This window comes from Paenibacillus sp. FSL P4-0113 (assembly GCF_038009305.1).
In the GTDB taxonomy this organism is placed as follows: Bacteria; Bacillota; Bacilli; order Paenibacillales; family Paenibacillaceae; genus Paenibacillus; species Paenibacillus polymyxa_D.
In genome coordinates this window covers 137221-154395 of the sequence record NZ_JBBPAZ010000002.1, presented here as the reverse complement: position 1 = coordinate 154395, position 17175 = coordinate 137221, and the positions used below count along the sequence as shown (strand labels likewise).

Here is a 17175-nt window from a genome sequence, read left to right as displayed (position 1 = left end):
TAAAAGATTATACGTCCTACTTTTGGAATAGACAGAAAAATCATCAACTTGACCATCATCTAGGTCTAAATGACGGTGCAAGATAGTGTTATTCTGGACCACACACCCTATTTTTAGAAAACCCTATTCATAAAATATACTGACTAAGGTCCCTGTTTTGGGCAATATCTCCCAGCTTCTCACGTACATATTCCGGGGTAATGATCATACGATCCAATGTAAGCTCTGGTGCTTCAAACGACAGATCCTCCAGCAGCTTTTCTAGAATGGTATGCAAACGACGTGCGCCAATATTTTCGGTGTTGCGATTTACAGACTCAGCAATACTGGCAATCTCACGAATCGCTTCCGCAGAAAATTCGACTTCAATCTCCTCGGTACGGAGTAGATCAGTGTATTGCTTGGTCAGCGCATTTTTAGGCTCCGTCAGTATCGACACAAACTCATCCAAAGTCAGGCTACTTAATTCCACACGGATTGGAAAACGGCCCTGAAGCTCAGGGATCAGGTCAGATGGTTTTGCAACATGAAAAGCTCCTGCAGCAATAAACAGAATGTAATCTGTTCTTACCGGACCGTATTTGGTCATGATGGTAGATCCCTCGACAATAGGTAAAATATCGCGCTGGACGCCTTCTCTCGACACATCGGGGCCACTCCCCTTACCCTGGCTGGCAATCTTATCTATTTCATCGATAAAAATAATACCCGATTGCTCAGCACGCTTCACAGACTCCTGAATCACATCGTCCATATCGATCAATTTGGCGGCTTCATCTTGAATCAACACCTTGCGAGCTTCCTTGACTGGCAGCTTGCGCTTCTTCGTCCGCTTGGGCAGAAAACTTCCGAACATCTCCTGCATATTCATACCCATTTGTTCATTCCCTTGCCCAGCAAACATATCGAGCATATTGGGTGCAGTATCCTCCACATCAATCTCTATGACATCATCCTCAAGCTTACCGGACAACAGATCGAATTTAACCTTACGGCGCTTTTCTGCCAAAGATCCATCCTGTTGTGGTGGTTCTTCTTCTACCGAAGTTCCCGTGTTATTGCCAAACAGCATTTCAAAGGGATTACGTTGCGATTTGTTTGACTTTTCTGCAGGTACAAGGATGCTGACAATCCGTTCATTTGCCATGTCCTCCGCTTTGTCCTTCACATTCTCTGTTCGTTCCGACTTGACGATGCGAATGGAGGTTTCCATCAGATCACGCACCATGGATTCCACATCACGACCGACGTAACCTACTTCTGTAAATTTGGTCGCCTCTACCTTGACAAAAGGAGCCCCCACGAGCCGTGCAAGTCTACGTGCAATTTCAGTTTTACCCACACCAGTCGGTCCGATCATCAAAATATTTTTAGGCACAATCTCATCCCGTATGTCATCCGGCAGCTTGCTACGCCGATAGCGGTTGCGCAAGGCAACAGCAACAGATTTTTTTGCTTCCTTTTGTCCGACAATATACTTATCCAGCTCGGATACCACTTGTCTGGGCGTCAACGATTGATTATTCATTTTGCACTCCTCCACCCTTGAATACTCAGAGCCGATTTACAGTTCTTCCACGATAATCTGATTGTTCGTATACACACATATTTCCGAAGCAACCTCTAGCGCTTCCCGTGCCATGTCCTTTGCTTCCATGCCAGAGCCATGGCGTTTGAAAGCGCGGGCAGCAGCCAATGCAAAATTGCCACCTGAGCCAATGGCAAGCACATCATCATCCGGCTCGATAATTTCGCCGCCTCCAGAAATGAGCAGCATCCCGGAAGAGTCCATCACAATCATAAGCGCTTCCAGTTTACGCAGGATACGATCCTGACGCCAGTCCTTGGCCAGTTCCACGGCTGCTCTTTGAAGATTTCCGTGGTGTTCCTCTAGCTTATTTTCAAACTTTTCAAATAACGTGATAGCATCGGCCACCGAACCCGCAAATCCTGCAACGACCTGACCACGATACAATCTGCGTACTTTTTTTGCCGTCTGCTTCATTACAACACTGTTACCGAACGTTACCTGTCCATCACCCGCAATAGCTCCTTTGCCATTGTGGCGTACAGCGCAGATGGTGGTAGCATGAAAGGACATATCCATAACGCGCTCCTCCTTTTCCTTCATCCCTATGCCTGTACTTCAGCTGATATAACTCCCGTTTCATTGATATAACCGCGCAAACTTTCCAACGCGCGACTAGCGAGAGCTTCATTCTTTTCCTTTTTGTTACGAATCCGTTTTTCCAACTTTGGAAGCAAACCAAAGTTTGCATTCATCGGTTGAAAATGTTTAAAATCAGCGGTCGTAATATACCGCGCCATGCTGCCTAATGTCGTTTCTGCAGGAAATACAAACATTTCCTGTCCACGTGCTGCTCGTGCCGCATTCATCCCGGCCAGCAGACCAGAAGCTGCCGACTCCACATATCCCTCTACACCGGTCATTTGTCCGGCGAAGAATAGATTACTTCTTCCCTTGAACTGATAGGTTGGATGAAGTTGCTGCGGTGAATTAATAAAGGTATTGCGATGCATCACACCATAACGTACAAACTCTGCCTCTTCAAGACCCGGAATCATTGAAAATACACGCTTTTGCTCCCCCCATTTGAGGTGAGTCTGGAAACCAACCAGATTATACAGCGTTCCTGCAGCGTTGTCCTGCCGAAGCTGAACAACTGCGTGAGGCAGTTCACCTGTATGCGGATTTACGAGACCCACAGGTTTCATAGGTCCGAACAATGCCGTTTGTTTCCCACGTTGCATCATCACTTCGATGGGCATACAGCCTTCAAAATAAATTTCTTTTTCGAATTCCTTGACTTGCGCTACCTCAGCCGTAATCAGAGCCTCATAAAAAGCATCAAATTCCGCTTCGTTCATCGGACAATTCAAGTACGCTGCTTCTCCCTTATCATAACGGGAAGCCAGATAAACCTTGCTCATGTCGATAGAGTCCTTTTCCACAATCGGGGCCGCCGCATCGTAAAAATAAAAATACTCCTCTCCCATCAGTGATTTAATCTGTTCCGACAAAGCTGGAGAAGTTAAAGGCCCCGTCGCAATAACCACAATACCGTCCTGTGGGATTTCCTGAAGCTCTTCATTAACAACCTCGATCAAAGGATGTTGATGAAGCGTATCAGTAATATGACCGGAAAATCCGTCACGATCTACTGCCAATGCACCGCCAGCCGGAACAGCATGACGATCTGCTGCGCTCAGAATCAAGGAGTTCAGTATTCTCATCTCTTCCTTCAGTACGCCTACTGCATTCGTTAGGCCGTTTGCCCTCAAGGAATTACTGCATACCAGTTCGGCAAATTTATCTGTATGATGTGCTGGTGTTTTTACAACCGGCCTCATTTCATATAACTTGACTGGCACTCCACGGCTTGCAATTTGCCAGGCAGCTTCGCTGCCCGCCAAGCCTGCTCCGATGACCGTTACCTTTTGTAGTTCACTCACGTTTAAATCCCCCTGCTAATGTTGTTCTTAAGAAGTCTCTACACTCTCATCGCTCTCTTCCAGCATTTCGCTGTGATCGCAGACAGTACAGTTGAGCTTCGTTCCTTGTTTCGTACGTTTTTCAACCATTAGGCTACTGCAACTTGGGCAAGGCTTAATGGACGGTTTATCCCAGGATACAAAATCACATTCCGGGTAGCGGTCACATCCGTAAAAGATACGTCCCTTTTTACTTCGTCGTTCGACAACATGTCCCTCACCGCATGTAGGACAATCAATCCCGATATCCTTAACAATTGGCTTTGTGTTACGGCAATCTGGAAAAGCAGAACAGGCCAGGAATTTACCAAATCGGCCAAGCTTATAGACCATTTGGCTGCCACACTTATCACAAATAACATCGGATACTTCATCTTTTATTTCAATTTCTTTCATTTCTTCTTCAGCCACTTCAAGTCGCTTCTCGAATGACTCGTAAAAGTCACTCAACACTTTGACCCAATTACCTTCGCCTTCTTCGACGTGGTCAAGATCACCTTCCATATGAGCTGTAAACTCCACATTCAAAATCTCTGGAAAGAACTCCTCCATCTGTTCGATGACCAATTCGCCCAGCTCTGTAGGGAAAAACTTCTTCTCTTCAATAGCAACGTACCCACGTTTCTGAATGGTTTCCAGCGTCGGCGCATACGTACTTGGACGTCCTATACCCAGTTCTTCCAGCGTCTTAACAAGTCGCGCTTCCGTATAACGGGGAGGCGGTTGTGTAAAATGCTGCTTCGGCTCAACTGCTTCTTTTTTTAATTTATCGCCTGGTTGAAGTGGTGGCAGCAGTTTATCTTCTTCGGTTTTACCGTCGTCATTTCCCTCTACATACACTTTCATGAAACCTGGAAAACGAACCTTCGAACCTGCTGCCCGGAATATCGTCTCACCCGCTTCAATATCTACGGACAAAGTATCCATAATAGCAGAAGCCATCTGGCTGGCCATGAAACGTTCCCATACCAATTTGTACAAACGGAACTGATCCCGACTCATAAACGGTTTAACTGTTTCCGGTTCGCGTAACGCAGAGGTTGGGCGAATCGCTTCATGCGCATCTTGGGCGTTGGCCGCTTTTTTTGAATATTGACGAGGAGTTTCAGGTACAAAAGCTTCGCCATATTTTTGAATAATTAATTCTTTCGCTTCCTCTTGAGCTGAAGCGGCGATCCGTGTGGAATCCGTACGCATATACGTAATTAGACCCACGGTCCCTTCTTTACCTAAATCCACACCCTCATATAGCTGCTGAGCTACAGACATCGTTTTAGAAGCACGGAAGTTGAGCTTCCGAGCCGCCTCCTGCTGCAAGGAACTTGTTGTGAATGGAGGAGAAGGATTGCGTAAACGCTCTTTCTCTTTCACATCGCGCACCTTGTAAGACGATTTTCCGATAGCTTCCAACACTTCTTGTACATCCGCTTCGCTGGAGAGTTCTTTCTTTTCACCGCGCAGCTTATGAAATTTCGCTTCAAAGGTGCTGTCTTTAATAGCTAGTTTAGCTGTAATCGTCCAGTATTCTTCTGGTACAAACTCACTGATCTCGTTTTCCCGGTCCAGAATAATTTTCACCGCAACCGACTGCACACGCCCAGCGGATAGGCCCTTTTTCACCTTTTTCCAGAGCAACGGGCTGATTTTGTAGCCTACAAGTCGATCCAGTATCCGTCGTGCCTGTTGAGCATTGACCAAATCCATATTGATTTTACGGGGTGTTTTAAAAGCATCTTTGACAGCCTGCTTTGTAATTTCATTAAATACCACACGGCAATCTGCCGTATCGTCCAGTTCCAGCGCATGCGCTAGATGCCAGGCAATAGCCTCACCTTCGCGATCCGGGTCAGCCGCCAGATATACTTTTTTCACTTTTTTTCGGGCATCCTTTAATTCTTTTAGAATTGAGCCTTTACCTCGAATGGTAATGTATTTGGGATTAAAATCATTTTCGACCTCTACGCCGATCTGACTCTTCGGTAAATCCCTGATATGACCCATGGAAGCCTTGACGATATATTTGCTGCCTAAGTATTTGCCGATCGTCTTCGCCTTGGAAGGCGATTCCACGATGACGAGTGAATCCGCCATAGGCTCTTCCTCCTCTCAATTACACACATGAGTATGATAGACTTCCTGAAATGTGGTGAGCTATAGTTCGTAGAGAAGCTACACGATGGAATTGATCTTACAATTGCTGTTTGTAACGGAATTCTTAGATTTTATAAACCTTCGATAAAGTTAGAATTCCATTACAAAGGCGAACGCTGTCGCTTTTCCAAGTTCAAATCCAACGCTTCACTAGTACGAGCTATAAATTCAACACATTTCAGGAAGTGGGGAAGGAGTAGGAATCCGCGGCGCGGATAAATGCCATACTGCCCTCCACCTGATGTTTAAAATTAAATTTGTGCATTTACTAAGGACTTTGCAAAAACAACTACTAAATAAGCTTGTATTTTGTGCCCGCTAGCTGGGCGATCCTTTTTTTTATGATTAACGATAACAGAACTGCGTGTAAAAGTCCAAAATCCCATGCCGTAGCATCGAGCAGTTCATCCAGAGTCATGGTTCCCTGTTCGAGCAACAGTATGACACGGTTTTCCTCAGAAGTCTCACTTTCTGGCAATTTGGAGACCTCCTTCAGATTAGGACTCTGCTCTCTATTGTATGAAGAAACCTCCCTTGTACGCAAATCCGCTTCATACTCCTCAATAATATCCGAAGCTTCAGTGACTGTTTTGGCTCCTTGCTTAATCAAGCTCAGCGTGCCTCTACTCTTCGGTGACGTAATGGGTCCGGGAACAGCAAACACATCTCGATTTGCCTCTAGCGCAGCATCAGCTGTAATCAAAGAACCGCTTCTTGCATCTGCTTCGACGACAAGCGTTCCCTTCGTTAGGCCGGCTATAATCCGATTACGTTGTGGAAACATTCCCGGATGCGACCTTGTGCCTGGAGGATACTCTGATACGATCAAGCCTTTGCTAGCCAGCTCTGCAAATAAAGACGCATTTTGGGGAGGATAAATTTGATCGATCGCTGTTCCCAGTACACCAATCGTGTTTCCTCCCCGGCGCAGGGCTGTTTCGTGACAAATACTGTCAATGCCTCTCGCCAATCCGCTAACTATTGTAATCCCTGCATTACATAATCCCTCTGTTAGTATCTCCGCTGCTCTACGTCCATAAGCGGTGGGAACGCGAGTTCCTACCATGGCTACAGAACATGTATGCAAAAGTGATTTATCCCCTATTGTATACATTACCCAGGGTGGATCAACTGTTTCCTTCATTAATAGGGGATAATCCTCGTCCACATAAGTTACCGTTCCAATATCACCGGATTGGACTCGCTGATATCGTTCATGCACCCATTCTTCATCGTAACACTGGGCCGCAATGCGTGCCTGAGCAGGGCTTAACCCTATCTCAATCCATTTTTGTTCGCTAAAATGCAGTAGCTCATGCAATTGATAGTCACTCGACCAAATACGCTGGATTGTTTTTCTTCCGATTCCCTCTAACTCATGTAAGCCTAACAAAAGCCATCTTTCTTCCAAACTATGGTTCCCCCATTCACGGAAGAGTGAACCCTCCCTTATTTTGTGGCACAATGAGTCATTTTGCAAGCGTTTCCCTGATAAGCCTGTCTTAACGCAAAAAAAGCAACCTTTTCATCCCCTGTTTCAGAAGATAAAAAGGTTGCTTACCTTTCTTTCATTATACACTAGCCTGCGGCAAATTTCGATGCGTTTTATGGCCTGTATATTAATGAAGGAACACGATTTAATGTGTCGTGCACAAATTCAAAATACCACGTGCTTCCAGCACACTTACCAGTGTCGAGCCCATTTCGGAAGGAGTCGGTGCCACCTGGATCCCGCAGGCTTCAAGCGTGGCGATTTTCTCTTTAGCCGTTCCTTTTCCGCCAGAAATAATGGCACCAGCATGCCCCATCCGTTTGCCCGGAGGCGCAGTCACACCGCCGATAAAACCAACCACCGGCTTCGTCATATTGTCCTTGATCCACTCAGCAGCCTCTTCCTCGGCTGTACCCCCAATTTCTCCAATCATAATGACAGCGTGAGTGTTGGGGTCCTCATTGAAACGTTGCAAAATATCAATGAATTCCGAACCTTTAACGGGGTCACCGCCAATACCAACAGCGGAAGATTGTCCTATACCCCGGGTCGTTAACTGATGCACTGCTTCATAGGTCAAAGTGCCACTACGTGACACAACGCCTACATGACCTGGTAGATGAATGTAACCTGGCATAATACCGATTTTACATTCTCCTGGTGTAATAACACCTGGACAGTTAGGGCCAATCAGAACGGTCTTTTTACCTTCCATAAAACGTTTGACCCTAATCATATCAAGCACCGGAATGCCCTCCGTGATACAAATCACGAGATCTAAATCCGCATCTACAGCCTCCAAAATGGAATCTGCTGCAAAAGCCGGTGGCACGTAAATCACGCTCGCTGTTGCGCCAGTAGCTTCCTTGGCTTCGCTCACTGTGTTAAACACTGGCAATTTGACCTGTTGTCCGTTCTCCAGTGTAATTTCTACCTCGGTGCCCCCCTTACCTGGAGAGGTGCCACCTACCATTTGTGTACCGTAATCAAGTGCACCCTTGGCATGAAACAACGCCGTTTTTCCCGTAATCCCCTGTGTAATCACCTTTGTATGCTTATCGACCAAAATACTCACGATCTTCACATCCCCTATCGTTTATTCGGCATATCGGAATGCAAACAGGCTATTGAACAAGTTCGACGATTTTTTGGGCGCCATCCGCCATAGAATCGGCTGCCACGATATTCAAACCGGATTCCGCTAAAATCTGTTTACCGAGCCCAACATTCGTCCCTTCAAGACGGACAACAAGCGGGCGAGTCAGCCCCAACTGTTTGGCAGCCTCCACGACGCCGTTCGCAATGATGTCACACTGCATAATTCCGCCGAAAATGTTCACGAAAATACCTTCTACCTTCGGATCGGACAAAATGATTTTGAACGCTTCGGTTACCTTTTCCGTCGTCGCACCGCCCCCCACGTCCAGGAAGTTGGCCGGATCGCCACCGTAATATTTGATAATATCCATGGTTGCCATCGCCAAACCCGCACCATTGACCATACAACCAATATTTCCGTCCAGAGCGATATAGCTTAGATCGTATTTAGATGCCTCAATTTCCTTCTCATCCTCTTCATCCAAATCACGCAGTTCCAAAATATCCTTGTGACGGAACAATGCATTAGAATCAAAATTCAGTTTGGCATCCAACGCCAGTACATTCCCATCACCCGTAACGACTAAGGGATTGATTTCTGCAATCGAACAGTCCTTGTCCACAAAAGCTTCGTATAGTGCCAACATAAACTTGACCGCTTTGTTTACCAGTTCATTAGGAATATTAATGTCATACGCCAACTTACGGGCCTGATACACCTGAAGCCCAATCGCTGGATCAACAACCGCTTTAAAAATCTTCTCCGGAGTAGCTGCAGCCACCTCTTCGATTTCCGTACCACCTTCTTCTGAGGCCATCATTACGATACGTCCAGTCGCACGATCTACGACAACACCGACGTAATATTCTTTACGAATATCGCAGCCTTCCTCAACCAAAAGGCGTTTGACCTCTTTACCTTCAGGTCCAGTCTGATGCGTCACCAGCACCTTACCCAAAATTTCAGCAGCAAAAGTCCGCACCTCATCCAAACCTTTGGCAACTTTCACGCCACCCGCTTTACCGCGTCCACCAGCATGAATTTGTGCTTTTACCACCGTAACAGCGCTCCCAAGCGATTCTGCCGCAGCAACGGCTTCCTCCACCGTATAGGCAACCTTACCGTTCGGTACAGCCACTCCGTACTGTTTCAATACTTCTTTACCCTGATATTCATGGATATTCATTCTGGAATCCTCCTATCAACATGACTGCAACAAGGGCGGTTCACAAGGAAATCTATACTAAACCTACATCATTGTAACATGTTTTTAAAACGCTTTCCTTATAATTTAACCTTATGAATTACAGTATTTTGATATCATTATCATTCCCAAAATCGAATGTTTGGATATTATTGGATATTATATATAATACAAATTCACACAAAAAAAGCACCTCTACAATATGGGATTACTAATCCGCATTAAGAGGCACTTTATTTCTTCAAGCATGATTAGGTATTTTTTCTTTCAGTGGAGATTAACTCATGCCGTAAGATTCGCAGAGCAACTGAAAATACCTTATGATTTTTCGATTTGTACATTCGCTTGATGAACACGATCGAGCAGATCATTGAATTGGAGCAGAAGCGACCCAAATTGATCATGGGTCATACTTGTTTTTTCCTGGATGCATCCAGGTACAGACAGAGCTTTTTCCCGTAATGCGATTCCCTCTGTCGTCAAAGAAATCAGCACCTTACGCTCATCCTGAGTGGAACGCTTTCGATCGATCAGCCCGGCGTTCTGCAATCTCTTCAATAGCGGAGTTAGTGTGCCGGAGTCCAAATATAGTGCCTCACCTAATTCCTTCACTGTACACTCTTCACGCTCCCAGAGCACGATTAGCACCAAATATTGTGAGTACGTCACACCGAGCTTTTCCAGATAAGGCTGGTATAGCTTCGTAATCTCTCTGGAGCATGCATATATGGCAAAGCATAACTGATTATCAAGTTTCAACGCTGCGTGTTCATTGAAGTTATTTTCCATACTGTCTAGTCACCTACTTTCGTCATTATTTTAGCACATTATATAGCAAAGTACATTCTAATTGCATAAAATACTTTACAAACAATAATTATTTTGATAAATTAAATTGTGTAAAATATAAGTTAAGCGAGAGGCAGTGATTGGATTATGATGACCATTCAACAAAAAATGTATGAAACAACAGTAAAAGCGGTTGGTGGACGTAACGGTTATATCGAGTCTTCTTCCCCTGAAATTCGTTTAGATATTGATACCCCAAAAGAAATGGGCGGCGCAGGCGGTGCTGGTACGAATCCAGAGCAATTGTTCGCAGCAGGCTATTCCGCTTGCTTTGATAGTGCCTTAAATATGGTTGCCCGCATGCAACGTGTTAAGCATGAAGGTACTGAAGTAACGGCTACGGTCCATTTCGGCAAAGTGGAAGACGGTGGTTTCGGAATCGGAGTAAACCTCGACATACTGGTCAAAGGCGTCGATCATGAAACTGCAGTAAAACTGGTGGAAGGCGCGCACGAACAATGTCCATACTCCCGCGCTACCCGCGGAAATATTGAAGTGAAACTGAACGTTTTGTAACATAGAGTTAGAATGAATTTCACAACAAGCCCCTGAACCGTATTGGTCGAGGGGCTTGTTGTTTTTCCATCAAGTAACATGGGAGATGATGCATAATCGTATATACGAAATTGATATACTCATAGTATAATCACTATTGTCATAATCTTTTTTGCTTCTCCAGGTCTTTTTGCCTGGAGCTTTTTTTTGTCCTTATTTCCGTTTTCTCTCGTATACATATCCTTTGGAAAAACTTTTTCATAAAAATGATCGTGCTGTATCTGCTAATTTTATCGCCTTTTTACATTTCGGGAAAATTGGAATTTGCTCTATCCATCTGGCGGTATTGAATAGCTTCAGCCACATGTGAAGTCGTAATTTTCTCTGACTCATGTAAGTCTGCAATGGTGCGGGACAGCTTGAGAATTCGATCATACGCACGCATGCTTAAACCAAGTGCATCCATCGTCTGGTCAAGCAACTCCGCTGCATTTTGTTCTAATACCGCATATTTACGCAGCAGCTGACCGGACAGCTCACTATTCCATGAAAAAGGAAGCTTGCTGTATCTGCGGATTTGTATTGCTCGAGCAGCCAACACCTGCTTTCTCATATCAGCAGACGACAGTGATTCTTTTTCCTCCCGCCAATCCTTCGGCTGCGATACTTCAAGCTGAAGATCGATCCGATCCAGCAGTGGACCGGAAATACGTGAACGGTAGCGGGCTACTGCTGCAGGTGAACAGGTACAGCGCTGATGTTCCGTATCATTTCCGAAAAAGCCACAGTGGCACGGATTTAAAGAGGCAGCAAGTAAAAAATGCGCCGGATACTTAAAAACAGCACGTGAACGACTGATCGTGACATTGTGGTCTTCCAAAGGTTGGCGCAGTACTTCTAGTACATGACGGCTAAACTCAGGCAGTTCATCCAGAAATAAAATCCCTCGGTGTGCAAGACTGATTTCTCCTGGTTTGGGTATGCCTCCTCCGCCTACCAATCCAGCAGCAGAGATCGTATGATGAGGCGAACGGAAGGGACGAACATGCATGAGATGGGGCGATGACTTCTTCCATTTTCCAGCTGCGCTGTATACCTTGGTCACTTCTAGCGACTCCTTTTCAGTCAAAGGCGGCAGGATAGAGGACAATCTGCGGATGAGCATCGTTTTTCCAGCACCCGGCGGCCCCATAAGCAAAATATTATGCATTCCTGCTGCAGCAATAACTAACGCACGTTTGGCGTGTAGCTGACCCAGCACATCGCTGTAATCCTCCATATTACTGGCTAGTTCCTCTTGCTCGCACAACGCTATATGCTCTGCTTGGGATAAATGGTCATAGGAATGGATTATAACTTGTTTACTGGCAGTACAATTTTGATTGGTCACTTGGCCGTCCGGGGTGTCTTGTACATGCTCATTAACCGGGATAAGATCCACCAGATGGCGTATAGCGTAAATACGTATATCCGCAATTAGACGAGCCTCGCTTGCGTTTTCTTGAGGAAGCAGCACGGAATCAAATCCTTCTCGCTTGGCCAGATCAACCATAGACAACACCCCATTTACAGGACGAATGCTGCCATCCAGTGCCAGCTCGCCAATAAACAGCGTTCGTTCCCCTACTGGTAAAACAACCTGTCCGCTGGTTGTCAGCAAGCCTAAAGCGATAGCAAGATCAAAAGATGAGCCTTCCTTACGCAAATCTGCAGGAGCTAAGTTAATCGTGACACGCTGGGACGGATATTTGAAACCGCAGTTTTTGATTGCTGCTCTCACACGCTCTACTGCCTCTCGAATCGCTGAATCTGGCAATCCGATAATTGCGGTCTGAGGCAAGCCATTGGACAAATCAGTCTCAACTTCGATCAGAACGCCATCTATCCCATATAGGCAAGCTCCATGTAATTTTCCATACATATCAAAAAAGCACCTCTCCTCATATTGAAATGTCCCTCTCGGGAATCATTGCCTATATGAAAAAAGGTGCTTCCAAATTTTCATTTATTGCAAATATAATGTTCTAATTTTAGCTCCGAACATGCTTTCAAAATTCTTGACTAAGTTTATCTAACGAAAGATTATTTGTCAAACAAGGTCAGCTTATCGGCTGCCGGAGTACGTGGCCTTGATTCTGGGATAACGTCAGGATAGCCTGCATATATCATTCCTATTACCTTCTCACCCGGTTGGATTCCCAAATGTTCACGGAACTTAGGCGAGTATAAAAATGGCTTTGTCACCCAAAACGTTCCGATCCCTTTGCTCCATGCAGCAAGCATAAAGTTTTGAACAAGCGCGCTTACTGCTGCAAAATCCTCATCCCAAACCGCTTGACGCGGATCTTCTTCCATCACCACTAAAAGCTGAATCGGGTTGTGCAGAATTCCACTCTCAAACTTGTTGTCTTTACCAATATCGGCTGCAATGGCTTTTGCAAGCTTTTTCCGTCCTTCGCCAGCAAACAACAAAAAACGCCACGGTTCACGCATTTTATGATTAGGAGCCCACACAGCGACGTCCAACAGTTCTTTAATTGTATCTACCGGAATGGAGTCGGATTTAAATCGTTTAATCGTTCGACGTTCCTGAATTACATCTATGACATGTTCACTAAAGGTATGCTTTGTCACGTAAATCCTCCTTCACAGGTACAACTTCTCGATATTCATTTTAAGATGAAAATGATAACTATTCTCAATAAAATATACCTGTAGCTTTCCTTTCTGTCAACCTGCACATTTGAATTCAGTCCCGCACTCTTACCTTCGCAAAAGCTCTTACTCTTTTAAAATGCACCTATTAAATGGTCCGTAACAACTGCCTTTTCGTCAGTTAATTGTACAGAAATCATGTCAAAGCGGATTGGAGCATCTCCAATCCCATTCATATGCAAATATACAGCAGCTGTTTGGCGAACTTGGGCTATTTTACGCGCAGTAACTGATTCTGCTGGCGTTCCATATTTGGAGCTACTACGACTACGTACCTCAATAAACACGAATGTATGCTCCTGCTTGGCAATCAGATCTATTTCACCACTGCGGCATCGCCAATTACGCTCTATGATACGGTAACCCAAGTTTTCTAAAAACAAAGCCGCTGCCTCTTCGCCCATCGCTCCTTTGGCTTTCCGTTGATCCTTGCCTCCAGCCTTCATCTCATTCCTCATCACCAGTCATCCCTTGATGCAAGTCGATCCATTTGATAAATATAGGTAAGCACCTCTGCCACCAACTGATAGAGCTCAGCAGGGATTTGTTCGTCCAAATCAAGTTTGGATAGTACTTCAACCAGCGCAGCGTCCTCCTGTACCGGAACACCATGTTCTTTAGCTTTTTCTAAAATGCTATCCGCAATACGGCCGCTCCCTTTGGCAACGACAATCGGTGCTTCGCTCTCACCAGGCGTATATTTAAGGGCGACCGCCTTCTTTATGGAAGGAGAAGGAGGCTCCAACGGCTCTTTCATATTTTAAGATCGACTCCTTTATACGGCTGAGGTACATAGCTTTGTACTTCAGAAGAGACGAGGCTGTTCTGTTCAGTCCTTATAGGCATGGGCTCGGTACGAAGCGATAGAAGTTGGTATCCTAGTGACTCCAATGCTGTGTGAATGGACTCACGCCCACTGGTTAACAACGATGCCGCCCATTCATGATCATTATGGAGCTTGACACTTACAATCCGATCTACAACCTGGACATCTACCAGGGTCCGTCCAAGCCCCTTCATGTCCAAATCAAACCAAAGACGACAGTTGGAGGCGTCCAGTTCTCCCCGTTTGCCGCGGCGAGACTGAATCTGGATCGTAGCTGTTTCACGACCGTCCGGTCCAACGAACGGTATAAACATGTGTACTTGTGCAAAAGGCGCCGTTCGGTCTGTATTGAGCAGCAACTGCTGACCTGTCAGGTGCTGTACAACCTGCTGAGCCGCCTCTTTCAAAGCGGGCGGCAGGTCGTCACTGCTCATCAGCTGGAGCAGCGCACCTTTTACGGTGGCTGCGTCTGCTGACACTGTGTCGCCTGACGTAGCCGCTAATCCCGGCAGTGTCTGGGGCATTCCCTCTGGCGACCCCATACGTGCCGTCGCCCCTTGCGCGACCTGTGTAGTCGCGCGGTGCACTTGCTGCTCATGCTCTGCACCGAGCAGCTTCAGTACGCGGCCCACCCACGGATCCTCCGTGGGGGTGAGCTGCGGGCTGGATGCCGCAGGCTGTGAAGCAGCGGCATCCGCAGTCCGCGAGGCGCCAACCGCCGGCTGCGCTACCTCTCCCGTGGACTGGTCTGGTGCAGCCGTGCTCAGTTCGGGTGGCACGGCTGCACGCAGCTCTTGCAGCAGGAGGCGCAGCCGCTGGAGCGGCGCCTCTGGCGCAGTAACGTTGTTCGCCGCGGATGGTAGCGTAGAGCCAGCGGCTTGCTGTGCGGAAGGACGGTCTGCCATGACTGCGTTTAAGGCAGACTTCGTCCCCGTAGGCTCTGCCGTGGCCGGAGTTGGAGCACCATCGGCATCCTTAAGCTGCGTACCTGCCGCAGTAGCTTGCTGTTGTTGCTCCGCTTTGACGCGGGAGCCGTTTAATGCATCAGCAGCGCCCGATTCAGCCGCATTGGCACCAGCATCCAATACCACTGTCGCTCCTCGCCCGCTAACTGCTTGCGGTTCTTCTGAAGCAGTCCCGTTGGATGCAAATGCAGTAGATCCCGCCGAAGTATCCGAATCTGTAGTCAAAACACTCGCTTCGCTTACTGTAGCAGCGAGATTGGCTGCCTGAGTCCCTTTTAACAATTCCTTGCCACCTGTGGCTTGTTGTCCTGTTTCTGCCTGTTTTGTAGCAGCAGAGGCAGAAGCATCCTTGGACAATGTTAAAGCTTGGCCTTCCTGTCCATCTGCAATCACCACAGAAGAAGTGCCTGTTGGACTAACTGACGTTCGGTCAGTGCTTTTTATTGTGCTTGCTTCCCCTACTGAACGGTCAGTAGGCGTTCCCTGTCCTTGCTGCTTTAACACCGCTTCAAGTTCTTGCTCCAGCGAAGACAACAGATCATTTAAAGGGGGCCCAAACATCGCTTGACGCAATCCGTTTATGCTTTCTGCCGTCAATGGAAGTCCCCGCTGAAAAGCAACTGCCGCCGCCTGCACAAACGTTCCCAACTGTACATTGCCACTTTGCTTCGCCATAGCTTCTCGCAAAGAAGCCGCATTTTCAGATGTCAACGGCACACCATTCTTTTGCATTGCCTGTATAAGCTCCCTGTTCTGAGCTGTATCCGGCAGTCCCACCGATTCCAATACATCTGTCAGCGCTACGGTTTGCTGTGGTGTATTGGCCACATCGTTCAAAGGTTTAAGCACCGTCATTCCGCTGGGGGAAGCCGGTTGAACCTGAAACGTTGTAGTCTGCCCAGGTTGAAGAGGGGTCTCCAGCTTTGCCCTGACCTGAGAACCTTGTATTTGCAACACAGCCTCGCCGCCGTCCTCAGACACCTTTAGCACGACTCCTCGTACGACCTGACCTGGCTGCATATCAAGCTTTTTAGCCTCTCCAGCCTTCACATCTCCAAGTAATCCACGAAATACAGATCCGATGTTCATATCGCCCCTCCTCTCACTCTCCCCCATTCAAAGGGGCTTATGGTATTAGTTATCCTTTATATCGGCATTGTCCCGATTCATAATAAGTAATCACAGATCAAACAGCGTCGGTTGCTCCGTCAACAGATTGCCCAGAAAGCTGCGTCTATGCATCTTTGTAGGTCCTAGCGCCAAAATTTGTTCCCTATGCAACTTGGTAGCGTAACCTTTATGTATACCGATCCCATATTCCGGATACTTCGCATCCCATTCACCTTTGCACAGCCGATCACGGGTTACCTTGGCGATGATAGAGGCCGCCGCAATAGACTGACTATTCGCATCTCCTTTAATAATAGCGAGCTGAGGAATAGGCACATCTACCTTTTCTGCATCCACCAGTAAATAATCAGGAGACACATGTAAAGCCTCAATAGCCTGCTTCATAGCCAAACGAGCTGCTTGCTTAATATTGATATCATCAATCGTCTGCGCATCTACATAGCCAACTCCTACAGCAATGGCCTTCTCCATAATCAGCTCGTAGTACGCTTCTCTCTTCTTATCCGTCAATTTTTTGGAATCATCCACACCTTCCAGTAACTCACCCACTGGTAAAATGACTGCTGCGGCCACAACATCACCAAACAGGCATCCACGACCTACTTCATCAATACCTGCAATCCGCTCACAAGACTGCTCCCAGCATTTTTTTTCATAATGTAGCATGTCCTTCACTACAATCTCTTTATCTTCCATATTCAATACCTTCCCATCTATATATAGTTTAACGCGTCA

The 17175-nt window shown here is 46.5% G+C and carries 15 protein-coding genes; 1 reads left to right on the top strand and 14 read right to left on the bottom strand.

The features are described from left to right. Positions 1 to 127: 127 nt before the first annotated feature. From hslU to MKX46_RS25240, 8 genes are all read right to left on the bottom strand, one after another. On the bottom strand, positions 128 to 1528 hold the full coding sequence (gene hslU / locus MKX46_RS25275; protein WP_029516987.1) for an ATP-dependent protease ATPase subunit HslU: 1401 nt from the start codon (positions 1526 to 1528) through the stop codon (positions 128 to 130). Positions 1529 to 1564: 36 nt separating this feature from the next. Next, complete coding sequence (gene hslV / locus MKX46_RS25270) at positions 1565 to 2107, bottom strand: ATP-dependent protease subunit HslV (RefSeq protein WP_013309881.1); 543 nt, start codon at positions 2105 to 2107, stop codon at positions 1565 to 1567. Positions 2108 to 2133: 26 nt separating this feature from the next. Further along, positions 2134 to 3474: an FADH(2)-oxidizing methylenetetrahydrofolate--tRNA-(uracil(54)-C(5))-methyltransferase TrmFO gene (trmFO, locus tag MKX46_RS25265; RefSeq protein ID WP_039274718.1), complete on the bottom strand. Its 1341-nt coding sequence runs from the start codon at positions 3472 to 3474 to the stop codon at positions 2134 to 2136. 27 nt (positions 3475 to 3501) lie between these two features. Beyond that, positions 3502 to 5604 carry a type I DNA topoisomerase gene (gene topA / locus MKX46_RS25260; protein ID WP_029516985.1) on the bottom strand — a complete coding sequence of 701 codons (2103 nt, stop codon included), beginning with the start codon at positions 5602 to 5604 and terminating at the stop codon, positions 3502 to 3504. Between the two features lie 352 nt (positions 5605 to 5956). Continuing rightward, entirely contained in the window at positions 5957 to 7075 is a 1119-nt protein-coding gene (gene dprA, locus MKX46_RS25255) for a DNA-processing protein DprA (RefSeq protein WP_029516984.1), read from the bottom strand. Between the two features lie 226 nt (positions 7076 to 7301). Continuing rightward, positions 7302 to 8231: a succinate--CoA ligase subunit alpha gene (gene sucD / locus MKX46_RS25250; RefSeq protein ID WP_029516983.1), complete on the bottom strand. Its 930-nt coding sequence runs from the start codon at positions 8229 to 8231 to the stop codon at positions 7302 to 7304. Between the two features lie 49 nt (positions 8232 to 8280). Further along, positions 8281 to 9441 (bottom strand): ADP-forming succinate--CoA ligase subunit beta, encoded by a 1161-nt coding sequence (sucC, locus tag MKX46_RS25245; protein ID WP_029516982.1) that lies wholly within the window; start codon positions 9439 to 9441, stop codon positions 8281 to 8283. A 336-nt stretch (positions 9442 to 9777) separates the two neighbouring features. Then, a complete protein-coding gene (locus MKX46_RS25240; RefSeq protein ID WP_209948035.1) occupies positions 9778 to 10248 on the bottom strand; it encodes a MarR family winged helix-turn-helix transcriptional regulator in 471 nt (156 codons plus the stop codon). A 147-nt stretch (positions 10249 to 10395) separates the two neighbouring features. Here MKX46_RS25240 and MKX46_RS25235 point away from each other — a divergent pair, with 147 nt between their 5' ends. Continuing rightward, positions 10396 to 10824, top strand: coding sequence for an organic hydroperoxide resistance protein (locus MKX46_RS25235; RefSeq protein WP_209948033.1), 429 nt, complete (start codon positions 10396 to 10398; stop codon positions 10822 to 10824). A 280-nt stretch (positions 10825 to 11104) separates the two neighbouring features. Here MKX46_RS25235 and MKX46_RS25230 read toward each other — a convergent pair whose 3' ends face one another. From MKX46_RS25230 to MKX46_RS25205, 6 genes are all read right to left on the bottom strand, one after another. Beyond that, on the bottom strand, positions 11105 to 12724 hold the full coding sequence (locus tag MKX46_RS25230) for a YifB family Mg chelatase-like AAA ATPase (protein WP_445671749.1): 1620 nt from the start codon (positions 12722 to 12724) through the stop codon (positions 11105 to 11107). A gap of 161 nt (positions 12725 to 12885) precedes the next feature. Continuing rightward, positions 12886 to 13437, bottom strand: a complete 552-nt coding sequence (locus MKX46_RS25225) for a nitroreductase family protein (RefSeq protein ID WP_134904001.1) — start codon at positions 13435 to 13437, stop codon at positions 12886 to 12888. A 155-nt stretch (positions 13438 to 13592) separates the two neighbouring features. Further along, a complete protein-coding gene (locus MKX46_RS25220) occupies positions 13593 to 13976 on the bottom strand; it encodes a YraN family protein (RefSeq protein ID WP_039274735.1) in 384 nt (127 codons plus the stop codon). Further along, complete coding sequence (locus tag MKX46_RS25215) at positions 13976 to 14275, bottom strand: EscU/YscU/HrcU family type III secretion system export apparatus switch protein (RefSeq protein WP_023988176.1); 300 nt, start codon at positions 14273 to 14275, stop codon at positions 13976 to 13978. Before MKX46_RS25215 ends, MKX46_RS25220 begins: the two co-directional genes overlap by 1 nt. Next, positions 14272 to 16398 carry a DNA ligase gene (locus tag MKX46_RS25210; protein ID WP_341071973.1) on the bottom strand — a complete coding sequence of 709 codons (2127 nt, stop codon included), beginning with the start codon at positions 16396 to 16398 and terminating at the stop codon, positions 14272 to 14274. Before MKX46_RS25210 ends, MKX46_RS25215 begins: the two co-directional genes overlap by 4 nt. Positions 16399 to 16488: 90 nt before the next feature. Further along, complete coding sequence (locus MKX46_RS25205; protein ID WP_318626675.1) at positions 16489 to 17136, bottom strand: ribonuclease HII; 648 nt, start codon at positions 17134 to 17136, stop codon at positions 16489 to 16491. Between the last annotated feature and the right edge of the window lie 39 nt (positions 17137 to 17175).

Excerpts from the sequence above, each read along its gene's own strand:
- hslU (WP_029516987.1), bottom strand. The coding sequence starts at position 1,528 with ATGAATAATCAATCGTTGACGCCCAGACAAGTGGTATCCGAGCTGGAT.
- MKX46_RS25230 (WP_445671749.1), bottom strand. The coding sequence starts at position 12,724 with ATGTATGGAAAATTACATGGAGCTTGCCTATATGGGATAGATGGCGTT.
- MKX46_RS25215 (WP_023988176.1), bottom strand. The coding sequence starts at position 14,275 with ATGAAAGAGCCGTTGGAGCCTCCTTCTCCTTCCATAAAGAAGGCGGTC.
- MKX46_RS25210 (WP_341071973.1), bottom strand. The coding sequence starts at position 16,398 with ATGAACATCGGATCTGTATTTCGTGGATTACTTGGAGATGTGAAGGCT.
- MKX46_RS25220 (WP_039274735.1), bottom strand. The coding sequence starts at position 13,976 with ATGAGGAATGAGATGAAGGCTGGAGGCAAGGATCAACGGAAAGCCAAA.
- MKX46_RS25235 (WP_209948033.1), top strand. The coding sequence starts at position 10,396 with ATGATGACCATTCAACAAAAAATGTATGAAACAACAGTAAAAGCGGTT.
- sucC (WP_029516982.1), bottom strand. The coding sequence starts at position 9,441 with ATGAATATCCATGAATATCAGGGTAAAGAAGTATTGAAACAGTACGGA.
- MKX46_RS25240 (WP_209948035.1), bottom strand. The coding sequence starts at position 10,248 with ATGGAAAATAACTTCAATGAACACGCAGCGTTGAAACTTGATAATCAG.
- hslV (WP_013309881.1), bottom strand. The coding sequence starts at position 2,107 with ATGGATATGTCCTTTCATGCTACCACCATCTGCGCTGTACGCCACAAT.
- MKX46_RS25205 (WP_318626675.1), bottom strand. The coding sequence starts at position 17,136 with ATGGAAGATAAAGAGATTGTAGTGAAGGACATGCTACATTATGAAAAA.
- topA (WP_029516985.1), bottom strand. The coding sequence starts at position 5,604 with ATGGCGGATTCACTCGTCATCGTGGAATCGCCTTCCAAGGCGAAGACG.